At 69.7% G+C, this 19,517-nt stretch carries 18 protein-coding genes; 15 read left to right on the plus strand and 3 right to left on the minus strand.

Annotated features, from left to right (window positions below; genetic code table 11):
• Window positions 1-31: 31 nt before the first annotated feature.
• Window positions 32-2,533 carry a valine--tRNA ligase gene (gene valS / locus ACT4N7_RS15075; RefSeq protein WP_444829344.1) on the minus strand — a complete coding sequence of 834 codons (2,502 nt, stop codon included), beginning with the start codon at window positions 2,531-2,533 and terminating at the stop codon, window positions 32-34.
• Between the two features lie 88 nt (window positions 2,534-2,621).
• Between valS and ACT4N7_RS15080 the strand changes: the two genes are divergently transcribed.
• The gene (locus tag ACT4N7_RS15080; protein ID WP_444829360.1) at window positions 2,622-5,234 is read left to right on the plus strand and encodes a valine--tRNA ligase; all 2,613 of its coding nucleotides are present in this window, start codon (window positions 2,622-2,624) and stop codon (window positions 5,232-5,234) included.
• Between the two features lie 18 nt (window positions 5,235-5,252).
• On the opposite strand, the gene ACT4N7_RS15085 is transcribed toward ACT4N7_RS15080, so the two are convergent.
• On the minus strand, window positions 5,253-5,606 hold the full coding sequence (locus ACT4N7_RS15085; RefSeq protein ID WP_444829345.1) for a hypothetical protein: 354 nt from the start codon (window positions 5,604-5,606) through the stop codon (window positions 5,253-5,255).
• A 145-nt stretch (window positions 5,607-5,751) separates the two neighbouring features.
• Between ACT4N7_RS15085 and ACT4N7_RS15090 the strand changes: the two genes are divergently transcribed.
• From ACT4N7_RS15090 to ACT4N7_RS15155, 14 genes are all read left to right on the plus strand, one after another.
• A complete protein-coding gene (locus ACT4N7_RS15090) occupies window positions 5,752-6,600 on the plus strand; it encodes a helix-turn-helix domain-containing protein (protein ID WP_444829346.1) in 849 nt (282 codons plus the stop codon).
• 7 nt (window positions 6,601-6,607) lie between these two features.
• Entirely contained in the window at window positions 6,608-6,847 is a 240-nt protein-coding gene (locus ACT4N7_RS15095) for a DUF397 domain-containing protein (RefSeq protein ID WP_444829347.1), read from the plus strand.
• A gap of 26 nt (window positions 6,848-6,873) precedes the next feature.
• Window positions 6,874-7,605 (plus strand): DddA-like double-stranded DNA deaminase toxin, encoded by a 732-nt coding sequence (locus ACT4N7_RS15100; RefSeq protein WP_444829361.1) that lies wholly within the window; start codon window positions 6,874-6,876, stop codon window positions 7,603-7,605.
• Window positions 7,593-8,033 (plus strand): Imm1 family immunity protein, encoded by a 441-nt coding sequence (locus ACT4N7_RS15105; protein ID WP_444829348.1) that lies wholly within the window; start codon window positions 7,593-7,595, stop codon window positions 8,031-8,033. Before ACT4N7_RS15100 ends, ACT4N7_RS15105 begins: the two co-directional genes overlap by 13 nt.
• A gap of 8 nt (window positions 8,034-8,041) precedes the next feature.
• On the plus strand, window positions 8,042-8,464 hold the full coding sequence (locus tag ACT4N7_RS15110; RefSeq protein ID WP_444829349.1) for an Imm1 family immunity protein: 423 nt from the start codon (window positions 8,042-8,044) through the stop codon (window positions 8,462-8,464).
• Window positions 8,465-8,512: 48 nt separating this feature from the next.
• Entirely contained in the window at window positions 8,513-9,886 is a 1,374-nt protein-coding gene (gene folC, locus ACT4N7_RS15115) for a bifunctional tetrahydrofolate synthase/dihydrofolate synthase (RefSeq protein WP_444829350.1), read from the plus strand.
• Window positions 9,887-9,957: 71 nt separating this feature from the next.
• Window positions 9,958-10,308 (plus strand): DUF4233 domain-containing protein, encoded by a 351-nt coding sequence (locus tag ACT4N7_RS15120; protein WP_444829351.1) that lies wholly within the window; start codon window positions 9,958-9,960, stop codon window positions 10,306-10,308.
• 10 nt (window positions 10,309-10,318) lie between these two features.
• On the plus strand, window positions 10,319-10,720 hold the full coding sequence (locus ACT4N7_RS15125) for a PaaI family thioesterase (RefSeq protein WP_444829352.1): 402 nt from the start codon (window positions 10,319-10,321) through the stop codon (window positions 10,718-10,720).
• A gap of 349 nt (window positions 10,721-11,069) precedes the next feature.
• On the plus strand, window positions 11,070-11,465 hold the full coding sequence (locus ACT4N7_RS15130; protein ID WP_444829353.1) for a hypothetical protein: 396 nt from the start codon (window positions 11,070-11,072) through the stop codon (window positions 11,463-11,465).
• Complete coding sequence (locus ACT4N7_RS15135; protein WP_444829354.1) at window positions 11,462-12,418, plus strand: hypothetical protein; 957 nt, start codon at window positions 11,462-11,464, stop codon at window positions 12,416-12,418. The genes ACT4N7_RS15130 and ACT4N7_RS15135 overlap by 4 nt, the downstream gene beginning before the upstream one ends.
• 103 nt (window positions 12,419-12,521) lie before the next feature.
• The gene (locus ACT4N7_RS15140) at window positions 12,522-13,742 is read left to right on the plus strand and encodes an MFS transporter (RefSeq protein WP_444829355.1); all 1,221 of its coding nucleotides are present in this window, start codon (window positions 12,522-12,524) and stop codon (window positions 13,740-13,742) included.
• Complete coding sequence (locus ACT4N7_RS15145) at window positions 13,739-14,857, plus strand: aminotransferase class V-fold PLP-dependent enzyme (RefSeq protein ID WP_444829356.1); 1,119 nt, start codon at window positions 13,739-13,741, stop codon at window positions 14,855-14,857. The genes ACT4N7_RS15140 and ACT4N7_RS15145 overlap by 4 nt, the downstream gene beginning before the upstream one ends.
• Before the next feature lie 249 nt (window positions 14,858-15,106).
• Window positions 15,107-17,602 carry a hypothetical protein gene (locus tag ACT4N7_RS15150; RefSeq protein ID WP_444829357.1) on the plus strand — a complete coding sequence of 832 codons (2,496 nt, stop codon included), beginning with the start codon at window positions 15,107-15,109 and terminating at the stop codon, window positions 17,600-17,602.
• A complete protein-coding gene (locus ACT4N7_RS15155; RefSeq protein WP_444829358.1) occupies window positions 17,599-19,002 on the plus strand; it encodes a leucyl aminopeptidase in 1,404 nt (467 codons plus the stop codon). The genes ACT4N7_RS15150 and ACT4N7_RS15155 overlap by 4 nt, the downstream gene beginning before the upstream one ends.
• 84 nt (window positions 19,003-19,086) lie before the next feature.
• On the opposite strand, the gene ACT4N7_RS15160 is transcribed toward ACT4N7_RS15155, so the two are convergent.
• On the minus strand, window positions 19,087-19,517 hold a 431-nt coding region (locus tag ACT4N7_RS15160; protein ID WP_444829359.1), incomplete at its 5' end, for a response regulator transcription factor.

Raw genomic sequence — 19,517 nt, forward strand, 5'->3', positions numbered from 1 at the left:
TTGATCCCAACCTGATTACGCCGATCGGACCTCAGGGTGCAGCCGAAAGGCGGACCGCGATGTCCAGGCCGGTTGCCGTGCGGTAGCGCACATCCCGCAGCACCCCGGCGGCCCGCAGGTCGCCCTCGACCGACGCCAACGCCGCCTGGTCGGCCGGTGCGCAGGCGATCACCAGTTCGGCCACCGGCGACCGCATCGACAGCTTGGCCCGCGACTTCGCCCCGCGCACCGCCGCCAGCACCGCGCGGGCCAGCGGCACCAGCCCCGCCGGATCGGACCCGCCGCCCGCCACCGGCCACGGTGCCGTGTGCACCGACCCGGCGCGCCACCACGACCAGGTCTCCTCGGCCGCGAACGGCAGCAACGGCGCGAACAGCCGTTGCAGCACCGACAACGCGGTCCGCAGCGCGAGCCGGGCCGACGCCGCGCCAGGGCCGTCGCCGTACGCGCGGTCTTTCACCAGCTCCAGGTAGTCGTCACACCAGAACCAGAAGAACCGCTCGGTGCGCTCCAGCGCCTCGGTGTAGTCGAACGCGTCCAGCGCCGCCGTCGCGTCGGCCACCACCTCGTCGAGCGTGCCGAGCACCGCGCGGTCGATCGGCTCGGTCACCGCCGCGTCGTCGTCCGGCGCCGGGAAGCCGAGCGCGAACCGGCCGGCGTGCAACAGTTTCGTCGCGAGCCTGCGGCCGATGCGCATCTTCGCCGGGTCGAACGCGGTGTCCGTGCCGGGGCGCCCGCTCGCCGCCCAGTAGCGCACCGCGTCCGCGCCGAAGCTGTCGAGCAGCTCCGCCGGGCCGAGTCCGTTGCCGGTGGACTTGCCCATCTTCTTGCGGTCCGGGTCGAGGATCCAGCCGGAGATCGCGGCCGTGCGCCACGGCAGCGTGCCGGAGTCCAGCTCCGCGCGCAGCACCGTGGCGAACAGCCAGGTGCGGATGATCTCGTGCGCCTGCGGGCGCAGGTCCATCGGATACGTCCGCGCGAACAGCGCCGGGTCGTCGTCCGCGCCGCACACCAGCAGCGGCGTCAGCGACGACGTCGCCCAGGTGTCCATCACGTCCGGGTCGCCGGTGAACCCGCCCGGCCGCCCGCGCTGGTCCTCGGTATACCCCGGCGGGGTGTCCGACGACGGGTCGACCGGCAGTGTCGCGGGCCGGATCGGCCGGTCGTGGTCAGGCTCGCCGTCGGCGTCGAGCGGGTACCACAGCGGGAAGGGCACGCCGAAGAACCGCTGCCTGCTGATCAGCCAGTCGCCCGCGAGGCCGTGCACCCAGTTCTCGTAGCGGGTGCGCATGTACTCCGGGTGCCAGGCCAGCTCGCGGCCCCGGTCGAGCAGCACGTCGCGGTGCGTGGTCGAGCGGATGAACCACTGCCTGCTGGACACGATCTCCAGCGGCTTGTCGCCCTTCTCGTAGAACTTCACCGGCCGCACGGTCGGCCGTGGCTCCCCATCCAGCTCGCCCCCCGCACGTAGCATCGTGACGATCCGCTCACGCGCGGAGTGCACCGTTGCGCCCGCCAGCTCCGCGTAGCGATCGGCGGGCACCCCGGGCGGCGGGTCGGGCAGCAGCCTGCCGTCGCGGCCGATCACCGTGCGCGCGGGCAGGCCGAGTTCGCGCCACCACAGCACGTCGGTGAGGTCGCCGAAGGTGCAGCACATCACCAGCCCGCTGCCGCGCTCTGGATCAGCCGCCGGGTGCGCGAGCACCGGAATGTCCACATCGAACACCGGCGTCCGCACGGTGGTGCCGATCAGCGCGCGGTATCGCGCGTCGTCCGGGTGGGCGATCAGGGCCACGCACGCGGGCAGCAACTCGGGTCGCGTGGTCTCCACGCGCAAGTCGGCGAACCGCAGTGTGTGCCACGCGCCCGGGTGGTCGCGGTCGACCAGTTCGGCCTGCGCCACCGCCGTGCGGAACCCCACGTCCCACAACGTCGGCGCCTCCCGCTGGTAGGCCTCGCCCGCCGCCAGCAGCCGCAGGAACGACGCCTGCGACAGCCGCCGCGCCCGCGCGCCGATCGTCGTGTACGTGCGCGACCAGTCGACCGAGAGCCCGAGCCGACGCCAGAGCAGCTCGTAGGCGCGCTCGTCCTCGGCGGTCAGAAGTTCGCACAGGGCAACGAAATTGCGCCGCGACACCGACCGCGCCCGCTGCTTCGGCGCGGCGGGCTCCGGGGTCGCGAGGTCCGGGTCGTAGGGCAGGTCCGGGTCGCAGCGCACCCCGAAATGGTTCTGCACGCGGCGTTCGGTCTGCAGGCCGTTGTCGTCCCAACCCATCGGGTAGAACACGTCCTTGCCGCGCATCCGCTGGTAGCGCGCGATCACGTCGGTGTGCGTGTAGGAGAAGACGTGGCCGATGTGCAGGCTGCCGCTCACCGTGGGCGGCGGCGTGTCGATGGAGAAGACGGACTCGCGCGGGCCGGTCCCGGCGAACCGGTAGGTGCCTGCCTCCGCCCAGCGCGCCGCCCAGGTCGATTCCAGTCCGTCGAGGGACGGCCGGTCGGGCACGGTGTTCGCGGCCGTGTTCTCCGTCATGTACGGACGGTAGTGGTCGGGGCGCGCCCGGCTCGACTGGTTTTCGCGGGCGTTCGTAGACTCTTCGACCGTGACCGAAACCGCAGCCATGCAGACCACCGACCTTCCCCCGGCCTGGGAGCCGGGCGCGGTAGAGGCGGGGCTGTACCAGGGCTGGGTGGACGCCGGTTACTTCACCGCCGACGCGGCGAGTGACAAGCCGCCGTTCACCATCGTGCTGCCGCCGCCCAACGTCACGGGCAGCCTGCACATGGGCCACGCGCTCAACCACACCGTCATGGACGCGCTCACCCGGCGCCGCCGGATGCAGGGTTACGAGGTGCTGTGGCTGCCCGGCATGGACCACGCGGGCATCGCGACGCAGAACGTGGTGGAGCGCCAACTCGCGGGCGAGGGACTGTCCCGGCACGACCTCGGCCGGGAGAAGTTCGTCGCGCGCGTGTGGGAGTGGAAGGCCGAGTACGGCGGCAAGATCCTCGACCAGATGCGCCGCCTCGGCGACGGCATCGACTGGACCCGCGAGCGGTTCACCATGGACGAGGGCCTCTCGCGCGCCGTGCAGACGATCTTCAAGCGGCTCTACGACGACGACCTGATCTACCGCGCCGAGCGCATCATCAACTGGTGCCCGCGCTGCCGCACCGCGCTGTCGGACATCGAGGTCGAGCACGCCGACGACGAGGGCGAACTGGTCTCGATCCGTTATGGCGACGGCAATAGCGCCATCGTGGTCGCGACAACCCGCGCGGAGACCATGCTCGGCGACACGGCTGTCGCGGTCCACCCGGACGACGAGCGCTACCGGCACCTCGTCGGCACCGAGGTCGTGCTCCCGCTCACCGGCCGTCGCATTCCGGTCGTGGCCGACGAGCACGTCGACCCGGCGTTCGGCACGGGCGCGGTGAAGGTCACCCCGGCGCACGACCCGAACGACTTCGAGATCGGCAGGCGGCACGCGCTGCCGTCGTTGACGATCATGGACGTCGCCGGCGTGATCACCGCGCATGGCCCGTTCGAGGGCCTCGACCGGTTCGAGGCGCGCCCCGCCGTGGTCGCGGCGCTGCGCGCCGAAGGCCGGATCGTCGCCGAGAAGCGGCCCTACCAGCACTCGGTCGGCCACTGTTCCCGCTGCGACACGGTGATCGAGCCCCGGCTGTCGCTGCAGTGGTGGGTCAACGTCGAGCCGCTGGCCCGCGCGGCGGGCGACGCCGTGCGCGACGGCCGCACCCAGGTGCACCCGCCGGAGTTGGCCAAGCGCTACTTCGACTGGGTCGACAACATGCACGACTGGACGATCTCGCGGCAGCTCTGGTGGGGCCACCGCATCCCGGTCTGGTACGGCCCGGACGACCAGGTGGTGTGCGTCGGCCCGGACGAGCAGCCGCCGACCGGCGAGGGCTGGAGCCAGGACCCGGACGTGCTCGACACCTGGTTCTCGTCGGGCCTGTGGCCGGTGTCCACGCTCGGCTGGCCCGACGACACGGCCGACCTGGCGAAGTTCTATCCGACCAGCGTGCTGTCCACCGGGTACGACATCCTGTTCTTCTGGGTCGCCCGGATGATGATGTTCGGCCTGTATGCGATGGCCGGCGTCCAGCCCTTCGACCACGTCTACCTGCACGGCCTCATCCGCGACGCGCAGGGCAAGAAGATGTCGAAGTCGCGCGGCAACGTGCTCGACCCGCTCGACTGGCTCGACCGCTTCGGCGCCGACGCCACCCGGTTCACCCTGGCGCGCGGCGCGAACCCGGGCAGCGACATGGCGCTGGCCGAGGAGTGGGCGGCGGGTTCGCGCAACTTCTGCACGAAACTGTGGAACGCCAGCAGGTTCGCGCTGATGAACGGCGCCACCACCGCCGTGCCGGTGCCCGACCGCGCCGACCTTACCGACGCCGACCGCTGGATCCTGGACGGCGCCGATGCCCTGGTGTCCGAAGTGGACACCTTGTTCGAAGGCTTCCAGTTCGCCAAACTCTGCGACGCGCTCTACCACTTCACCTGGGACCTGTACTGCGACTGGTACCTGGAACTGGCGAAGGTCCAGATCGCCGAGGGCGGCGCGCGTGCCGACGCCACCCGCGCGGTGCTCGGCCACGTGTTGGACGTGGTGCTGCGGCTGCTGCACCCGGTTACTCCGTTCGTCACCGAGGTGCTGTGGAAATCGTTGACCGGTAAGGAATCCGTCGTCGTCACCGACTGGCCGGTGCCGTCCGGCGCGGTGGCCGACCCGGGGGCTGGGCGCCGCGTCGAGGGTGTGCAGAAGCTGGTCACCGAGATCCGCCGGTTCCGCGCCGACCAGGGCCTCAAGCCCGGCCAGCGGGTGGCCGCCCGACTGTCCGGTGTGGACACTGCGGGACTCGCCGAGCACCAGTCGGCCGTGACCGCGCTGGCCCGTCTCGAAGCGCCGGGGGAGGCGTTCGCGCCGAGCGCGTCGCTGGAGGTGCCGCTGGCCGACGGCACGGTGACCGTGGAGTTGGACCTGTCCGGCACGGTCGACGTGGCCGCCGAACGCAAGCGGCTCAACAAGGACCTGACGGCCGCCGAGAAGGAACTCGCGCAGTGTGCGGCCAAGCTCGGCAACCCGAAGTTCACCGACAAGGCGCCTGACGACATCGTCGCCAAGATCCGCACCCGCCGCGACACCGCGACCGCCGAGATCGCCCGCATCACCGCCCGCATCGCCGCCCTGCCTGCAGGCTGACCCGCATCGGCGTGCGCGTCAGGTCGCGAGTTCGGGGTCGGCCCACGCCATCCGCACGTCCTGGCCCGCACTGAGGACGCGGACCGCCCGCTCGGCCGACTTGAACGAGCCGTGCACCGGGTTGCCGTTGTCGTTGCGGTAGCAGACGACCTCGATCCGCTCGTCGTCGTCGCCCATCTGCAGTCCCCACCCGATCACCTGCACGTCGAGCGCGTGACCGTGGTCGTCCCGGACGACCCCGCAGAGCGCGACCCGCCGTGGCGCGAAGTGTTCGGCCAGCATCGGGATCATCCGGTCGACCTCGCTTTCGGTGAACGGCAACACCTCGCCGCTCGGCCCCATGCGCGGCTCCGGCCAGTCCATCTCCACCATCTCGACTCCTCTGCAACGTTGCGATCTACCTATCGAGCATCGCATCGATCGCGATCAAAGAACAATGACGCTATCGGGTGAATGCGTTCCGGCACCGTTTGCGAGAGGATGCGGTCAGTGACCGATCCGACCATGGAGGAAGCCGATGTCCACCCCCAAGCAGGCCACCGTGATAGGCCGTGGTCTCGGCGGCGAACTGCGGGTGCTGCGCGAGGGCCTGCGGATGAGCTGCAAGAGGGTCGCCGACCAGCTCGGCTGGCAGGCGTCCAAGATCTCCCGCATGGAGACCGGCAAACAGGGAATCCGGCCCGCTGACGTGGCGTCCTTGCTCGTGATCTACCGAGTGATCGGCAAGGAGCGCGACCGTCTGCTCAAGTTGGCCGAGCGTTCTGATGACATAGGATACTGGGAAAGCCAGCCCGCGCTATCCGAAGAGTCCAAAACCCTCATGCGGATAGAACGCGACGCCACCAGCATCGTCACCTTCCACCCGATGCTCATCCCCGGCCTCGTCCAGACTGGCGACTACATCCGCGCGCTGATGCGGGTGTGCAACGTCTCGGATGAGGACATCGACTCCCGTGTAGCGGCGCGACTGGCCAGGCAGGCGATCCTCGCGAAGGAAGAACCGCCGTCGCTTGACCTCATCGTGGACGAGATGGTGCTGCGCCGGATTCTCGGCGCTCCGAAGGTCATGGCGCGCCAACTGCGCCACCTGATCGAAGCCGTCGAGCGGCCGAACAGATCGCTTCAGGTGTTGCCCTGCACGCTTCATGGGCACTCCGGTTTGGATGGTTCGTTCCACCTGCTCGACTTTGAGCGCAACAAGGCGGTGGTGTACCTCGATCACAAGATTTCCGGTCTCTTCCTGGAGGAACCCGATCAGATCGAGTTCTTTCGACGCGAAGCCGATAGGCTTGTCGAGGTGGCACTGAGTCCGGCCAAGTCGGTCGAACTCGTTGCGACCATCGCACAGGAGTACGACCGGGAGTGAGGACCAGATGGACGCGGTGGACCTGTCTTCGATCCAGTGGCGCAAGTCCAGCCGCAGCGGCTCCAACGCCGAGTGCGTGGAGGTCGGCTTCGCGTGGCGCAAGTCCAGCCGCAGTGGCACCAACGCCGAGTGTGTCGAGGTCGGCCGCACCCCGTTGGTGACTGCTGTTCGTGACTCCAAGAACCCCGGCGGCCCCACCCTGGCCTTCCCCGTTGCCGCCTTCGCCTGCGCCCTCCGCACGTTGTAGGAGCTCATTGGGAGCCGCGCTTGTCCGTGGAGACCCTGGCGGCGGAACTCAATCGAGTCCTCGCCCTGCTGCGCGCCGCCCGCGAGACCATCCGAACCCAACTCACCGACACCGACGACCAGGTTGCCCTGTGGACCAGCCTTCTGCACGGTTCGACCGCCCCCGAAGCCGCGCAGATCATCGCCGCGACCCACGCGACCCACCAGTCCTTGATCGACACCCTCACCAAGATCGACGCCGCAGGCCAGCACCTTCTCGCCTACCTGACCAATCTCGGTGTCACCACCACCCGCCCCGGACCACCACAACCCGTACCGCCTGCCAAAGTTCCGCCCCCACCCACCCGCGCCCAGATCGACACCCTCCGCGCCGAACTGCCACCCCTGGTTCGCCGCAAGTCCGGCGCGAAGACCCACGGACGATTGGTCATCGACGGCACCGTGCGATCGGTCGCCAGCGGCACGAGCCAGCTATCCCGCCGCGCCGAGGAGGTACTTGCCGGGTTGGGGCTCAAGGAGACTCCGGTGACGACTAGTGATGTCGAGGTGAAGACGGCCGTCCTGATGCGCGACAACGGCATCCGACAGGCGACGCTGGTGATCAACAACCGGGTCTGCTGGGGGCCATTCGGTTGTGAGACGCTGGTGCCGATCCTGTTGCCCGCAGGATCGACGCTGACGGTGCATTCCTTAGACCCGAACGGATCAAAGATCCAGAAGACCTACACCGGAGGAGTCCAACCGCCGTGGGGACACTAGACCTGTGGTGGGCGCGGGAGGCCGACAGCGGCCCCGTCCGAGTAGACAGTGCCGGTGCACTCGATGCCGCGCTTGACCAAGCCCAGCAGGATGAACCCGACTGGCCAATGGTAGTGCAGGCCGTCGTGGACGGTGGTGGATTTGTCGACATCGGGCTGGACGGCGATGTCGGCGTGCTCTATTACGGCGGCACCCAACCCGCAGGCGGCTGGTACTCCCGGAGTGAGGTTCCCTCGAACGAGGCGACGGTGTCCTATTTCTCCATGGGCAACGAGCGCCCGTATCCCGTCAACAGCGAACTGCCGATCGCGACCGTGCGGCAGGCGGCGGCGGAGTTCATGACCACCGGGGAGCGACCGACCTGCGTTTCCTGGCAGCCGCGCCCACTCTTCGTCCCCCCAGACGACCAGGACGACGACGGCTTCTGAGGATCTTTGTGACACTGACGCTGTGGTGGGACGAAGAGCACGGCCAGACACCCGTGCGGGTAGTGACTGTCCAGGAGTTGTATGCAGCCCTCGCTGCAGCTCAGCAGGTCGCGCCCGATGGCAGGGTCGTTGTGCAAGCCGCGCTGGACAATGGTGACGTCGTTGAGGTCGGAGTGAACGGGGACAAGGGAGCCGTCTACTACGCTGGCCTACCCAACGGCTGGTACACCATGAGTGAGACGCCGTCCAACGAGGACTCCGTGTCCTACTCTTATATGGGAAACGAGCGCTCCTATCCGCCGAACAGTGAGCTGCCGATCGCGGTCGTTCGGCAGGTGGCGGCGGAGTTCATGACCACCGGGGCGCAACCGACCTGCGTTTCCTGGCAGCCTTTCGTCCACTCCCCTGACCAGTACGACGACGGGTTCTGAGGTGCGCGCGTAGACTCGGTCCGTGACTGTCGGCGACCTCCGAGGAGAATGAGCGTGCCCAAGCTGGACCCCGGGGCGCTGGAGGAACTGCACCAGGTCGAGTCCGAACTGGACACTCGTTGGCCCGAGACCAAGATCGAGCCCACGCTGGCGCGGATCTCCGCCCTGGTCGACGTACTGGCCGACCCGCACAAGGCGTACCCGGTCATCCAGGTGGCGGGGACCAACGGCAAGAGTTCCACCACGCGGATGATCGACGCGCTGCTGACACGGCTGGGCCTGCGCACCGGTCGGTTCACCAGCCCGCACCTCCAGCTCGTCACCGAGCGGATCAGTCTGGACAACGAGCCGATCAGTCCAGAGCGCTACGTCGAGGTCTACCGCGACGTCGAGCCGTATCTGGCCATGATCGACGGCAAGTCCGATGTGCCGATGAGCAAGTTCGAGGTGCTCACCGCGATGGCGTTCGCCGCGTTCGCCGACGCCCCGGTCGACGCGGCCGTGCTGGAGGTGGGGCTGGGCGGGAGCTGGGACGCCACCAACGTCGCCGACGCGCGGATCGCCGTGGTGTGTCCGATCGGCATCGACCACGTCGAGTACCTCGGCCCCGACCTGCTCGGCATCGCCCGCGAGAAAGCCGGGATCATCAAGCCCGGCTCGATCGCGCTGCTCGCGGAGCAGAACCCGGAAGTCGCCCGGGTGCTGCTGGAGCGCTGCACCGAGGTCGACGCCACGGTGGCGCGCCAGGGGCTGGAATTCGGCGTACTGCGCCGCGACGTCGCCATCGGCGGGCAGATGCTCGCCCTGCAGGGCCTCGGCGGCGTCTACGACGAGATTTTCCTCCCCCTGCACGGCGCCCACCAGGCCGCGAACGCCGTGCTCGCGCTGGTCGCGGTCGAGGCGTTCTTCGGGGCGGGCGCGGACCGGACCCTCGACGTGGACGCGGTGCGGGAGGCGTTCGCCACCGTGCGGGTGCCGGGCAGGCTGGAGCGGGTTCGGACCGCGCCGAGCGTGTTCGTCGACGCCGCGCACAATCCGCACGGGGCCGCCGCGCTGGCCGCCGCCCTGGACGAGGAGTTCGGCTTCCGCAAGGTGGTCGGCGTGGTCGGCGTGATGGCGGACAAGGACGTGGTCGGCATCCTCTCCGCGCTGGAACCGGTGTTCACCGACCTTGTGGTAACCGCGAACTCGTCCCCGCGCGCGATGGACCCCGACCGGCTCGCCGAGACCGCCGTCGAGATCTTCGGCGACGAACGGGTCGTGGTCGAGCCACACCTGGACAACGCCATCGAGACCGCCGTGCGCCTCGCCGAGGAGACCGACAATCCGCGTGAGCCGGTCGCGGGCGGGGGCGTGGTGGTCACCGGGTCGGTGGTCACCGCAGGCGAGGTCCGCGCGCTGTTCGGTAAGGAGCCTGCCTAATGGGTGAGCCCGCGAGCGAATCACCGGCACCGGGCGGGCCGACAGATCCCGACCCCACACTGCCCGACCCCATGAAGGGCTTTCGCGGCGTGCTGTCCGCGATGCTCATCCTGGAGGCGATCGTGGTGCTGCTCGCGCTGCTCGTCGTGGCCAAAATGGACGGTGGCGTGGCGAGTTGGCAGGGTTGGCTGGTCGGCCTGCTCGCCCTCGCGATGATCCTGGCCTGCGGCGTCGCGGGGCGGCCGTGGGGAATCTGGGTCGCGGTGGCGTTGCAGGTGGTGATGATTCTCGGCTACTTCGCCGTGCCTGCTCTCGGCGCGGTCGGCCTGCTGTTCGGTCTCGCGTGGGCGTGGCTGATCTGGCTGCGCCACGACGTCACCCGGCGGATGGCCGAGGGGACGCTGCGCAGTCAGCAACAGTAGGTTTGGCGCCATGCTCACCCTGCGGCAGTTGACCGAGTCCATGCCGTTCGCCGTGGCCAGCGGCGTCGAGATCACCGCGGCGGCGCCCGAGGAAGTGCGCGCCACGATGGCCTGGCACGCGGACCGCTGCACTGTCGGCGGTGCCCTGCACGGCGGCGCGCTCATCACCCTCGCGGACACTGCGGGCGCGGTGTGCGCGTTCCTCAACCTTCCCGCGGGCGCCGCGGGCACGTCGACCATCGAGACCAAGACCAACCTCTTCCGCGCGGTCCGCGACGGGCAGGTCGAGGCCGTCGCCCGGCCGCTGCACCTGGGGCGCACGACCATCGTGGTGCAGACCGACCTGTTCGACGCGGCGGGCAAGCGGGTCGCCCAGACCACACAGACCCAGACGGTCCTGCTGCCCCGCTGACCCGGGTCGGCGAAGTCCGTTGGGCAGGGCGGCAGCGCTGCCAACCTCAACCGCGACCGCGCGTCCACGGGCGGCGCTTGCCGCCGCCTGCGTGTGCCCCGGCGTGGGCGGAGCGGACGCCGCACACCCTTCAGCGTTTCGCCACGGTGTTCGGTGCCGCGACCCCGGGGACCGCGCGTCCCACTCGGTGTCGCCCTCGTCGCCACCATCCTCGTGCTCATCTCGGTCGAGGCCCTCGGCACAATTGAAAAAAATGCTCCATGCGGGTGATGTGACGGCGCTCACACGCCACGTATGGTGGGGCTTGGCGATTCGGAAAAGCACCCCTCACACTGGGAAGAAGACTGCCGTGTCTCAGCCGCAATCTGCTAAAACCACGACCGCCCCGACTGCCCAGGAATTGACTGCGGCGGTGCATGCGGCCAATGTCGAAGGTAACGATCTGGAAAAGGCTGCCGCCCAGATTGTCGAACAGATCGGTATGCCGGTCTTTCGGGAAGCGCTGGCCCAGCAGCCGGAATTGAAGCAGCTCACACCGGCGCTCGTGGTGGATCTCATCAGCTCGGCGCTCGCCATGGACATCTTCGACAATGCCGGACCCGACGAGGACGTCATCGTGCAGTTGCAGAACGGATACGTGACGGTGCCCGCCGCGCAGCGGGAAATCCTGCAGTCGGGGGTCACCCGCATTCTCGGCACGCGCCGCGCGGAGATCGAGCAGTTGCTGGCGAAGGGGAAGCAATGACCGCCATCCTGTGGAGGGTGGTCGACCGCTTCGCTCGGCGGCGCCTCGCCCACGTGGTGACCATGCCCGACGTGCAGCGGCGCGCCCTGCACACCATGACGACCCGGTACCGGCGGCGCCTGCGGGCGGTCACCATCACGAACGGTCTGTGGGCTGGCGGCGGTCAGGTTCGGCTGTACTCCAACCTGATCACGTCGTCCGTCGAGTGGCTGACCTCGCTGATGCGGCCCGCGCCGACCATCGCCGCCACACCGACACCGACACCCACTGCCACCCCCAAGTCCACCGCCACGCCCAAGCCCACTGCCACCCCCAAGTCAACTTCGACCCCGACCACCGCGCCCACGCCGACCGCCCCAGCGGACCAGGCCGCGGCGCCGCCGACGACACCGGGATTCGTCGGGCCGGAGGACCGCAAGGACGGCGCCGAGCCCGACGAGGTGAACTGGACGGCGACCGACCAGTTCGGCGGGAAACGCAAACCCGGGCCGCTCGCCTGCGTGCACCGCTCGGACAACACGCCGCCGGAAACCGTGTTCTCGATAGGATATCCGCCGCTGCCCGGAAACAATTTCGACCTCAAGGGCCACCAGGAGCGATCCGGCGAACGGGACGGCACCGGGGACGGCCTCTACGGCGGGTCGGTATACGCACTGTGGGGCGACAACGAGGGCCCGCTGTTCGAGAGCGGCGGTGAATACCTGTATTTCCTCGAAGACGTCTGGGGAGTCGTGGTGGAAAGCCAGCAGTACGGCCAGGGATTCTCGGTCATCGAAATGGAGTCCGGCTTCCGAACTGCTCCCGCCCGCAAGGCCATCTGCGCGCTCAACAAGCGCACCGGGAAGGTCACCGCAAATCCCAACCTCCCCAAGGAACGAGTGGAGAAACAGGTTGCTCGGGCGCTGCACCTCTATGAGATCGGCAAAGGCAGAGGGCGCCTGCCGATCGACTGACCAGCAGGCCAGCCTCGTTCCCGGCAGACCTGACTGACGGGAACGAGGCAACCGCGCACTCCACGATATCGACGGCTGCCCGGTCTGCCGGTTAGATGCTCGTGTGGTCGACGGGCGCGGGACACCGGTGGGGGAGCGGCTCGGGGGCCGTCGGGCGCTGGGGCTGTTGCTCGCGGCCAAAGCCGTGTCCGACATCGGCTACGCGCTCGACTTCGTCTGCCTGTCGATCTTCGTGTGGGAGCGCACGAGGTCCACGCTCGCGACCGGGCTGGTGAGCGTCGCCCTGTACGCGGGGGCCATCGTCGGCGGGCGGCTCGGGCACGCCTACGGCAACCGGTGGAACCGCCGCCGGGTGATGATCGGCGCGGACGTGCTGCGGATGGGCGCGCTGCTGGTGCTGGTGGTGCTCCCCACGCAGGCCCAGCAGGGCTGGCTCTACGTCGCCGTCTTCCTGGTCGGCATCGGCCGGTCGGTGTTCGAGGCCACCCTGTCCGCGGCGACGCCGGTGCTGGCCGGTGAGCGCACCCAGTTCGTGAACAGCGTGCTGGCGGGCCTCAAGGGCGTCGCGTTCATGGTCGGCATGGGCCTGTCCGCGATCGTGGTCCCGCTGGTCGGATTCCGCGGTGTCTTCCTGCTCGACGCGGCCAGCTACGCTCTCTCCGCGCTGGTGCTGCTGGCGATCCGGGTGCCGTTTCGGGAGTCGGCGGGTCCGGGTCCCACTGAGCGCGGCCCGGTGGTGTGGCCCGCCGTGGTCGCGGCCGGGCTGGTGCCGCTGCTGGTGGTGCGCTGCCTCGACGCGTTCGGCAGTTCGTCGCAGCACGTGGGGATTCCGATCCTGGGCAGCGAGCTGAGCCCCGACGCGCCGACCCAGGCCGCGGGCGCGCTGTGGAGCGTGTGGGCGGGCGGGCTGCTGCTGGGCAGCTTCGTGCTCCGGCCGCTGGTCGCGCGGATCGTCGCGCTGGCCCCCGGGGTGGTGTTCTGCGTGGCCACGATGGTGATGTCGGTGGGGTTCATCGGCATGTTCTGGGCGGACGACTGGTGGCTGCGCCTGGCATCGGCGGCGTTGGCGGGCGTGGGCGACGCGTTCAGCGAGGTCGCCTTCAAGCAGGCGGTGCAGCGGCTGCCCGACGACGACCGCGGTCCGGTGTTCGGGCTGTCCCAGGTCGTGGTGAACGGCGGGTTCATGGCGGGCCTGGTGGTCACGAGCCTGGTGCTCAGCCCGGCCATGGTGCCCGAGTGGGTGCTGCTGCTGCACGGCGTCCCGCTCATCGTCGCGGGCATCGCGGCGGTGCGGATGGGCCGCGCGGTGCGGTGGACCCGGTGACCGTGCGCGCCTATCTCGACTACGCGGGCCTCGGGCGGCTGCGTGAGCCCGCGCGCTCGGCCATGCGGGTGGCGCTGGACGAGGTGTTGCCCGAGGGCAGCGCCGAGGTCGGTCGGATCTTCCCGGCCCGGCGGCTCGCCCGGGCCACCGCGGCCGAGCTGCTCGACTGCTCGCCGGACGAGGTGGCGTTCGTGCCGAACACGTCCACCGGCATCCACCTGGTGGCCGACGGGCTGGACTGGCGGCCGGGCGACGAGGTTGTGGTGTTCGAGCGGGACTTCCCGGCCAACGTGCACCCGTGGCGGGCGCTGCGCGACCGGGGGGTGACGCTGTCCTGGGTGCCGATGCGCGACGGCGGCTACCGGTTGGCGGACGTCGAGGCCGCGATCGGGCCCGCCACCCGGCTGGTCGCGGTGAGCCACGTCAACTTCGCCACCGGGTTCCGCATCGACCTGGACGCGGTCTGCGCGCTCGCCCGAGCACGGGGCGCGCTGGTCTGCGTCGACGCGGTGCAGAGCCTCGGCGTGCTGCCGCTGTCGCTGCGCCGGACGCCGGTCGACTTCCTCGCCGCGGGTGCGCACAAGTGGCTCGGCGGGCCGATGGGAACCGGCGTGTTCTTCTGTCGTGCCACCAGATTGGCGTCGCTGCGGGTACCGGGCGGCTGGTTCGGCTTCAGCGGCGCGAACGACATGCTGTCCAAGGGCGCGGGCCACTTCAGCTACGACCTGGCGCCGCTGCCGACCGCCGCGCGGGTCGAGGGCGGCATGTACGACGTGCTCGGGATGGTCGGCCTCGCCGCGGCGCTGGCCGAACTCCGCCAGGTCGGCATTTTCGAGGTGGCCGCCCGAGTGCGCCATTTGACACAGTGGCTGTGCGCCGAATTGGCGGAGCTGGGTTGCGCCATCTCCGCCAATACGGACGGCGATAGCTGGTCCGGCATTGTCAGTTTCGTCCATCCGGGCGTGGCCAGCGTCCGTTTGGCCGAAGAATTGGTCGCCGGTGGCGTGCACGTGTCCCAGCCTGATGGTCAGGTTCGCGTGGCGCCGCATTACTGGACCGAAGATGTCGAGGTGCGCAGGCTGCTGGCCGCGGTCGCGAATTGTGTTTCCCTATAAGCGAACAGCATATCCTTGATCTCCGCCGAGACCCGCTGCTACCGTTCCGGCTACCTTTCCCCGAACAAAGGAGTGGTGAAATGGAGTACGAGACCTGGGAAACGCTTGCCGATGAGGTCGAGATCAGCACGGGCGCGGCCGACTGCTGGGCGTGCTTGGTCGACAACTGATCTGTCAGCGTGTGAGCGCACCCCGCGAAGCACTGGGCGACCACGGCCTCGCGGGGTCCGTTACGACGGGAGTGGCGGCGTGGACCGTTGGGAGTTGGCACACGGCCACATCGGCGTGAATGCCCCGAGCTGGGCGACTTTCGAGGTGCACCGGCCCTATTTCGACGGTGCCGACTCGCCCCGCGCGACCCTGCACGCCCGCGGCGCCCTGCTCGCCGCGCGCCGGTTCGGGCAGCGTCAGCCGAGCGCGCTCCGGTTCGGGATGACCATGCCCGCGAGCTATCGGCGGCTGCTCATCGAGGAGTCCCGGCTGCGCCGCTACGACGTCCGCGATCCCGGCGACCTCGCCCCGGAGTTGGCGTCGGAGAATTGGCGGGTGCTCGCCGACGCATTCGGCCGCAAGGCCGGGCTCGACGATATCGACCGCGCCGGGCTCGCGCACTGGCTGGTCGCGCTGTGTCTGCCGGAATCGGTTCTCGATGTCGTGCCCGCGGATCGCGATTGTGCCAGTCCGGTCGAGGCGTCCGGTCAATTGGCCAGGGCCGCCGCGCTGTTCTCCCTGGAAGGATTATCGGCGCGCACGGTGACCGCGTACCGGTGTCTGGCGGACAATCCGGTGCCGACCGTCGCGCACGTGCAGGCGGTCGCGGCGTGGGGATATCTGCTCGCCCGGCACGCGGGAGACGATTCGGCGGCCCCGCGGTATTTCGCGACAGCGGGCGATCTATTGAAAACGCTGGCCGCCGACCTCGCCGAGTTCGACCACGACATCCTGCTCGCCCGGCTGATGCTCCGGGAGGTCATGCTCGCCGAGCGGAACCAGGACTTCCACCATGCCGGGACGCTGCTGCGCTCCGCGTCGAGCCTGGTCGCCGGGCTCGCCCCGGCCACCCCCGACGAGCAGGCGCTGGTCACCGAGATGCGTAGGCGGCTGGTCGACCGGCGGGTGGACATCGCGGCGCGGACGGACGACCGGGCGGCCGAGGACGAGGGCATCGCCGAGGGCCGCGCGCTCGACCCGTACGACGTGAAGATCCACATGCAGGCGGCGCAGGCCGCCGAGCGCCGGAGTGAACCAGAACAGGCGCTCGCGGGTTTCCTGGAAGCGGCCCGGCTCGGCCCGTACGGCACGGCTTTCGCGCTGCTGGGCGCGGTCCGGTGCGCGCGGACACTTGGCCACGACGAGTTCGCCAGAGTGCTTGCGGAGCGCGCGTTCCGCGCTGCGCCGCGGTCGACCAGGACTCGCGACGTCCTGGTGGACATCTGCACGGCGTCGGGCGACGAACCACTCGCCGAGGTGGTCCGGCGCGCCGCCCGCCGCGACCCGGACCGGTCCTACGAGAACAACTGGCACTATCAGATGTACGCCTCGTACTTCAATCTCGGCGAGTCGCGTTCGCCGTGCCTGTACGCGGGTCTGCCGACGCTGGCCTTCGAGGCCGCCGAGCGGGGCGCGCCACCGGAGGTCAACTGGCAGCGGCTGATGCCGCCGCGGTTTCGCGCCAACCTGGTGCGCGAGTCCGGGCTCACCGGATTCGCCGTGTCGCATCCGGCGGAGCTGCCCGATGAGCTGCGGACGGCTGCCTGGGATCGGCTGTGCCAGTGGGTGGCCGAGTTCGAGCAGTCCGACCGGATGCGGCAATACCTGACCGCGCAGGTGCTCTTCCGGCTCGGCTTCGGCGACCTCGTGCTCGACCTGCTCCCGGCCCGGCCGGTCGCCGAGCTGCGTGATCCGCTGGAGCTGCGCATCCAGCACTGGCGCGACATCGTCCGCTACGTCGGCTCGGTCGCCACCACCGTTGTCGAGCCCACGGCGTCGTTCGAGGTCGCCGACCATCCCGACTGCCCGACCGACCTGCGTTTCGTCATCGCGGTGTTCGCCGTGGTGTTCCACGCGCGGGAGACCAAGTCGGTCGAGGCCGTGCTTTCCTGGCGGGACAAGGCACAGCGCGCGCTGGACGAGCTGCTCGCGGGGTCCGTGCACTCGCCGTTCGAGCGGGCGATGCTGGAGAGCCGGTTCTACCGCAGCGTCACGTTCGCGCCGTTCATGCTGCGCGAGCGGGACCAGCTCGTGCGGGAGATGGACCGGTCCGAGGAACTGGCCAGGGCGGCGGCCGCGGCCACGCCGTACGAGGAGTTCCTCCAGCGCGAGAACCTGCGCGCCTGCCTGGAAAGCCGGTCCAAGGAGGCGTTCGGGTTCGGCGAGACCGAGCGCGGCCACCGGCTCGTGCTGGCGGTGCTGGAGATCGACCCCTACGAACCCAAGACCCACCTGGAGCTGGCCGAAACCCTGGCACGGCAAGGCAATGACCTGGAGTCGGGCAACAGCTTCCTGCGCACCGCCCGGCTCGGCCCGATCGGTACCGCGCGGGGGTATGCGTTGGCCGGTGAGCGGTTCGAGCGCGCGGGTCAGCCGCTGCTGGCCGAGGACTGCTACGTCCAAGCCCTGCGCGTCGACCCGTACGCCATCTCGGCGGCCCGCGGCTGGCGCCGGGTGGCCACCGGGATGTCCGAGCTGGCAACGGAATACGCCGACGAGCTGGAGAGCTGGGGCGGCGCCAGGCGGGCCGGGTGACGATCGAGTGGCGGCTGGTGGACGAGCCGCGGGACGTCGACGCGGTCGTGGTGCCCGCGTTCGCCGACCGGCTGTCGGGCCTCGCCGCGCCCACTTTCCTTGCGGGCTGCCAGTTCCACGGCGCCGTTGGTCAGATCCTCCAGTTGCCGCCGTCCACTGTCCTAATGGGACTAGGGCCGGAAGCCGAGTTGAACCACGAGCGGGTTCGGCAAGCCGTCGGCGAACTCGCCCGCGCGGTTCGCGGATACCGCACGCTGGCGATCCGCCTGCCGACCCCCGACCTCGTGCGAACCGTTGTCGAGGCATTCTCCTGCGGCGGATACCGGTTCACGAAGTACAAGTCGGACCCCGGCCCGAGCGGTCCCGAGCGGATCGACCTGGTGGCGCCGGACATCGCGGACACGCGGGCCGCGCTGCACGCCGGGCGCACGGTCGCCCGCGGCGTGCTGCTGGCCCGTGACCTGGTCAACGAACCCGGCGAGGCGCTCACCCCGGCCGAGTTCGCCGACCAGGCCGCCGCGATCGCCAAGGCGACCGGCCTGGACTGCGAAATCTGGGACGAGCACCGAATCGCCGCCGAACGACTGGGCGGCCTGGCCGGTGTCGCCCGCGGGTCGCTGCGCCCGCCCCGGCTGGTGCGGTTGACCTACCGGCCCGAGCGGCCCGCCGCGACCGTCGCGCTCGTCGGCAAGGGCGTCACCTTCGACGCGGGCGGGCTGTCCCTCAAGCCGACGCCGCAGATGCTGGACATGATGGCGGACATGGCGGGCGCGGCCGCCGTGCTCGGCGCCATGTCGATCCTCGCGGACCTGAACTGCCCGATCCGCGTCGACGGCTGGCTGCCGCTGACCGAGAACATGCCCAACGCCGACCCGATCCGCATCGGCGACGTCCTGCGCATTCGTGATGGCACCACAGTCGAGGTCCGCAACGCCGACGCCGAAGGCAGACTCATCCTGGCCGATGCGCTGGTCCTGGCGGCGGAGTCCACACCGGACGCGATAGTCGACGTCGCCACCCTGACCGACGCCGCCGCGGTGGCCCTCGGCCGCGGAATCGGTGCTGTCATGGGAAACGACCCCACCTGGGTGCGGTCCGTGTGCGCCGCGGCCACCCGCTCCGGTGAGCAGCTCTGGCCGCTGCCGCTGCCGGACGGCTACCGCCGCCAGCTTGAGTCCAGAATCGCCGACCTGGTCAACTACACCACCGGAAACCGGCACGGAACCGCGTTGCTGGCCGGGCTGTTCCTGCGTGAGTTCGTCCCCGCCCGCATCCCCTGGGCCCACCTGGACATCCAGGGCACCGCCATGTCCGACACCACCGACGGCGACTGGGTGCCCGGCGCCACCGGCTTCGGCGTCCGCACCCTGGCCGAACTCGTGTGCCGCGCACGATTCTGACAATCGAGTGGTCGGCGATCCTGGTCGGTCACCAGCAGGTAGACGGAATGCGTGGCAGGCGTCGCGGACGGCCCTCGCCCGGGTTCATTCCGTGGACCTGGTCCGCTCGGCAGCGGCAAGCTTGTTGAAAAGGCCTGAACGGTTGGTGATACCGAGTTTGGCGTACGCGTTACCGATGTGGTACTCGATGGTCTTGACGCTGACGTACAGTTCTTTCGCGGCCGATCGGTTGGGCAAGCCACGCAAAATGAGGGTAACCACCTCGCGTTCTCGGTCGGTCAACCCGGACAACGGATCTGCGGGTTGCGAATCAACGTGCATGCCGCGCGCACTCAGTTCTTTCGAGCAGGTCTCCAGAAAAGGGCGCGCCCCCATGGCCGCGTAACGTTCTTGGGCTGTCCGAAGCCAGTCGATTCCCGCGCGCCGCGTTCCAGGCCGACGAACGAGGAGTCGACCATAAGCTTGCTCAAGACGAGCGCGGTACAACAGCGAACTGTCATTGGGCAGGGCCGCGG

Origin of the sequence: Actinokineospora sp., assembly GCF_052390155.1 — a bacterium.
Classification (GTDB): Bacteria; Actinomycetota; Actinomycetes; order Mycobacteriales; family Pseudonocardiaceae; genus Actinokineospora.

Excerpts from the sequence above, each read along its gene's own strand:
- ACT4N7_RS15085 (WP_444829345.1), bottom strand. The coding sequence starts at position 5,606 with ATGGTGGAGATGGACTGGCCGGAGCCGCGCATGGGGCCGAGCGGCGAG.
- ACT4N7_RS15095 (WP_444829347.1), top strand. The coding sequence starts at position 6,608 with ATGGACGCGGTGGACCTGTCTTCGATCCAGTGGCGCAAGTCCAGCCGC.
- ACT4N7_RS15090 (WP_444829346.1), top strand. The coding sequence starts at position 5,752 with ATGTCCACCCCCAAGCAGGCCACCGTGATAGGCCGTGGTCTCGGCGGC.
- ACT4N7_RS15135 (WP_444829354.1), top strand. The coding sequence starts at position 11,462 with ATGACCGCCATCCTGTGGAGGGTGGTCGACCGCTTCGCTCGGCGGCGC.
- ACT4N7_RS15125 (WP_444829352.1), top strand. The coding sequence starts at position 10,319 with ATGCTCACCCTGCGGCAGTTGACCGAGTCCATGCCGTTCGCCGTGGCC.
- ACT4N7_RS15120 (WP_444829351.1), top strand. The coding sequence starts at position 9,958 with ATGAAGGGCTTTCGCGGCGTGCTGTCCGCGATGCTCATCCTGGAGGCG.
- folC (WP_444829350.1), top strand. The coding sequence starts at position 8,513 with ATGAGCGTGCCCAAGCTGGACCCCGGGGCGCTGGAGGAACTGCACCAG.
- ACT4N7_RS15080 (WP_444829360.1), top strand. The coding sequence starts at position 2,622 with ATGCAGACCACCGACCTTCCCCCGGCCTGGGAGCCGGGCGCGGTAGAG.
- valS (WP_444829344.1), bottom strand. The coding sequence starts at position 2,533 with ATGACGGAGAACACGGCCGCGAACACCGTGCCCGACCGGCCGTCCCTC.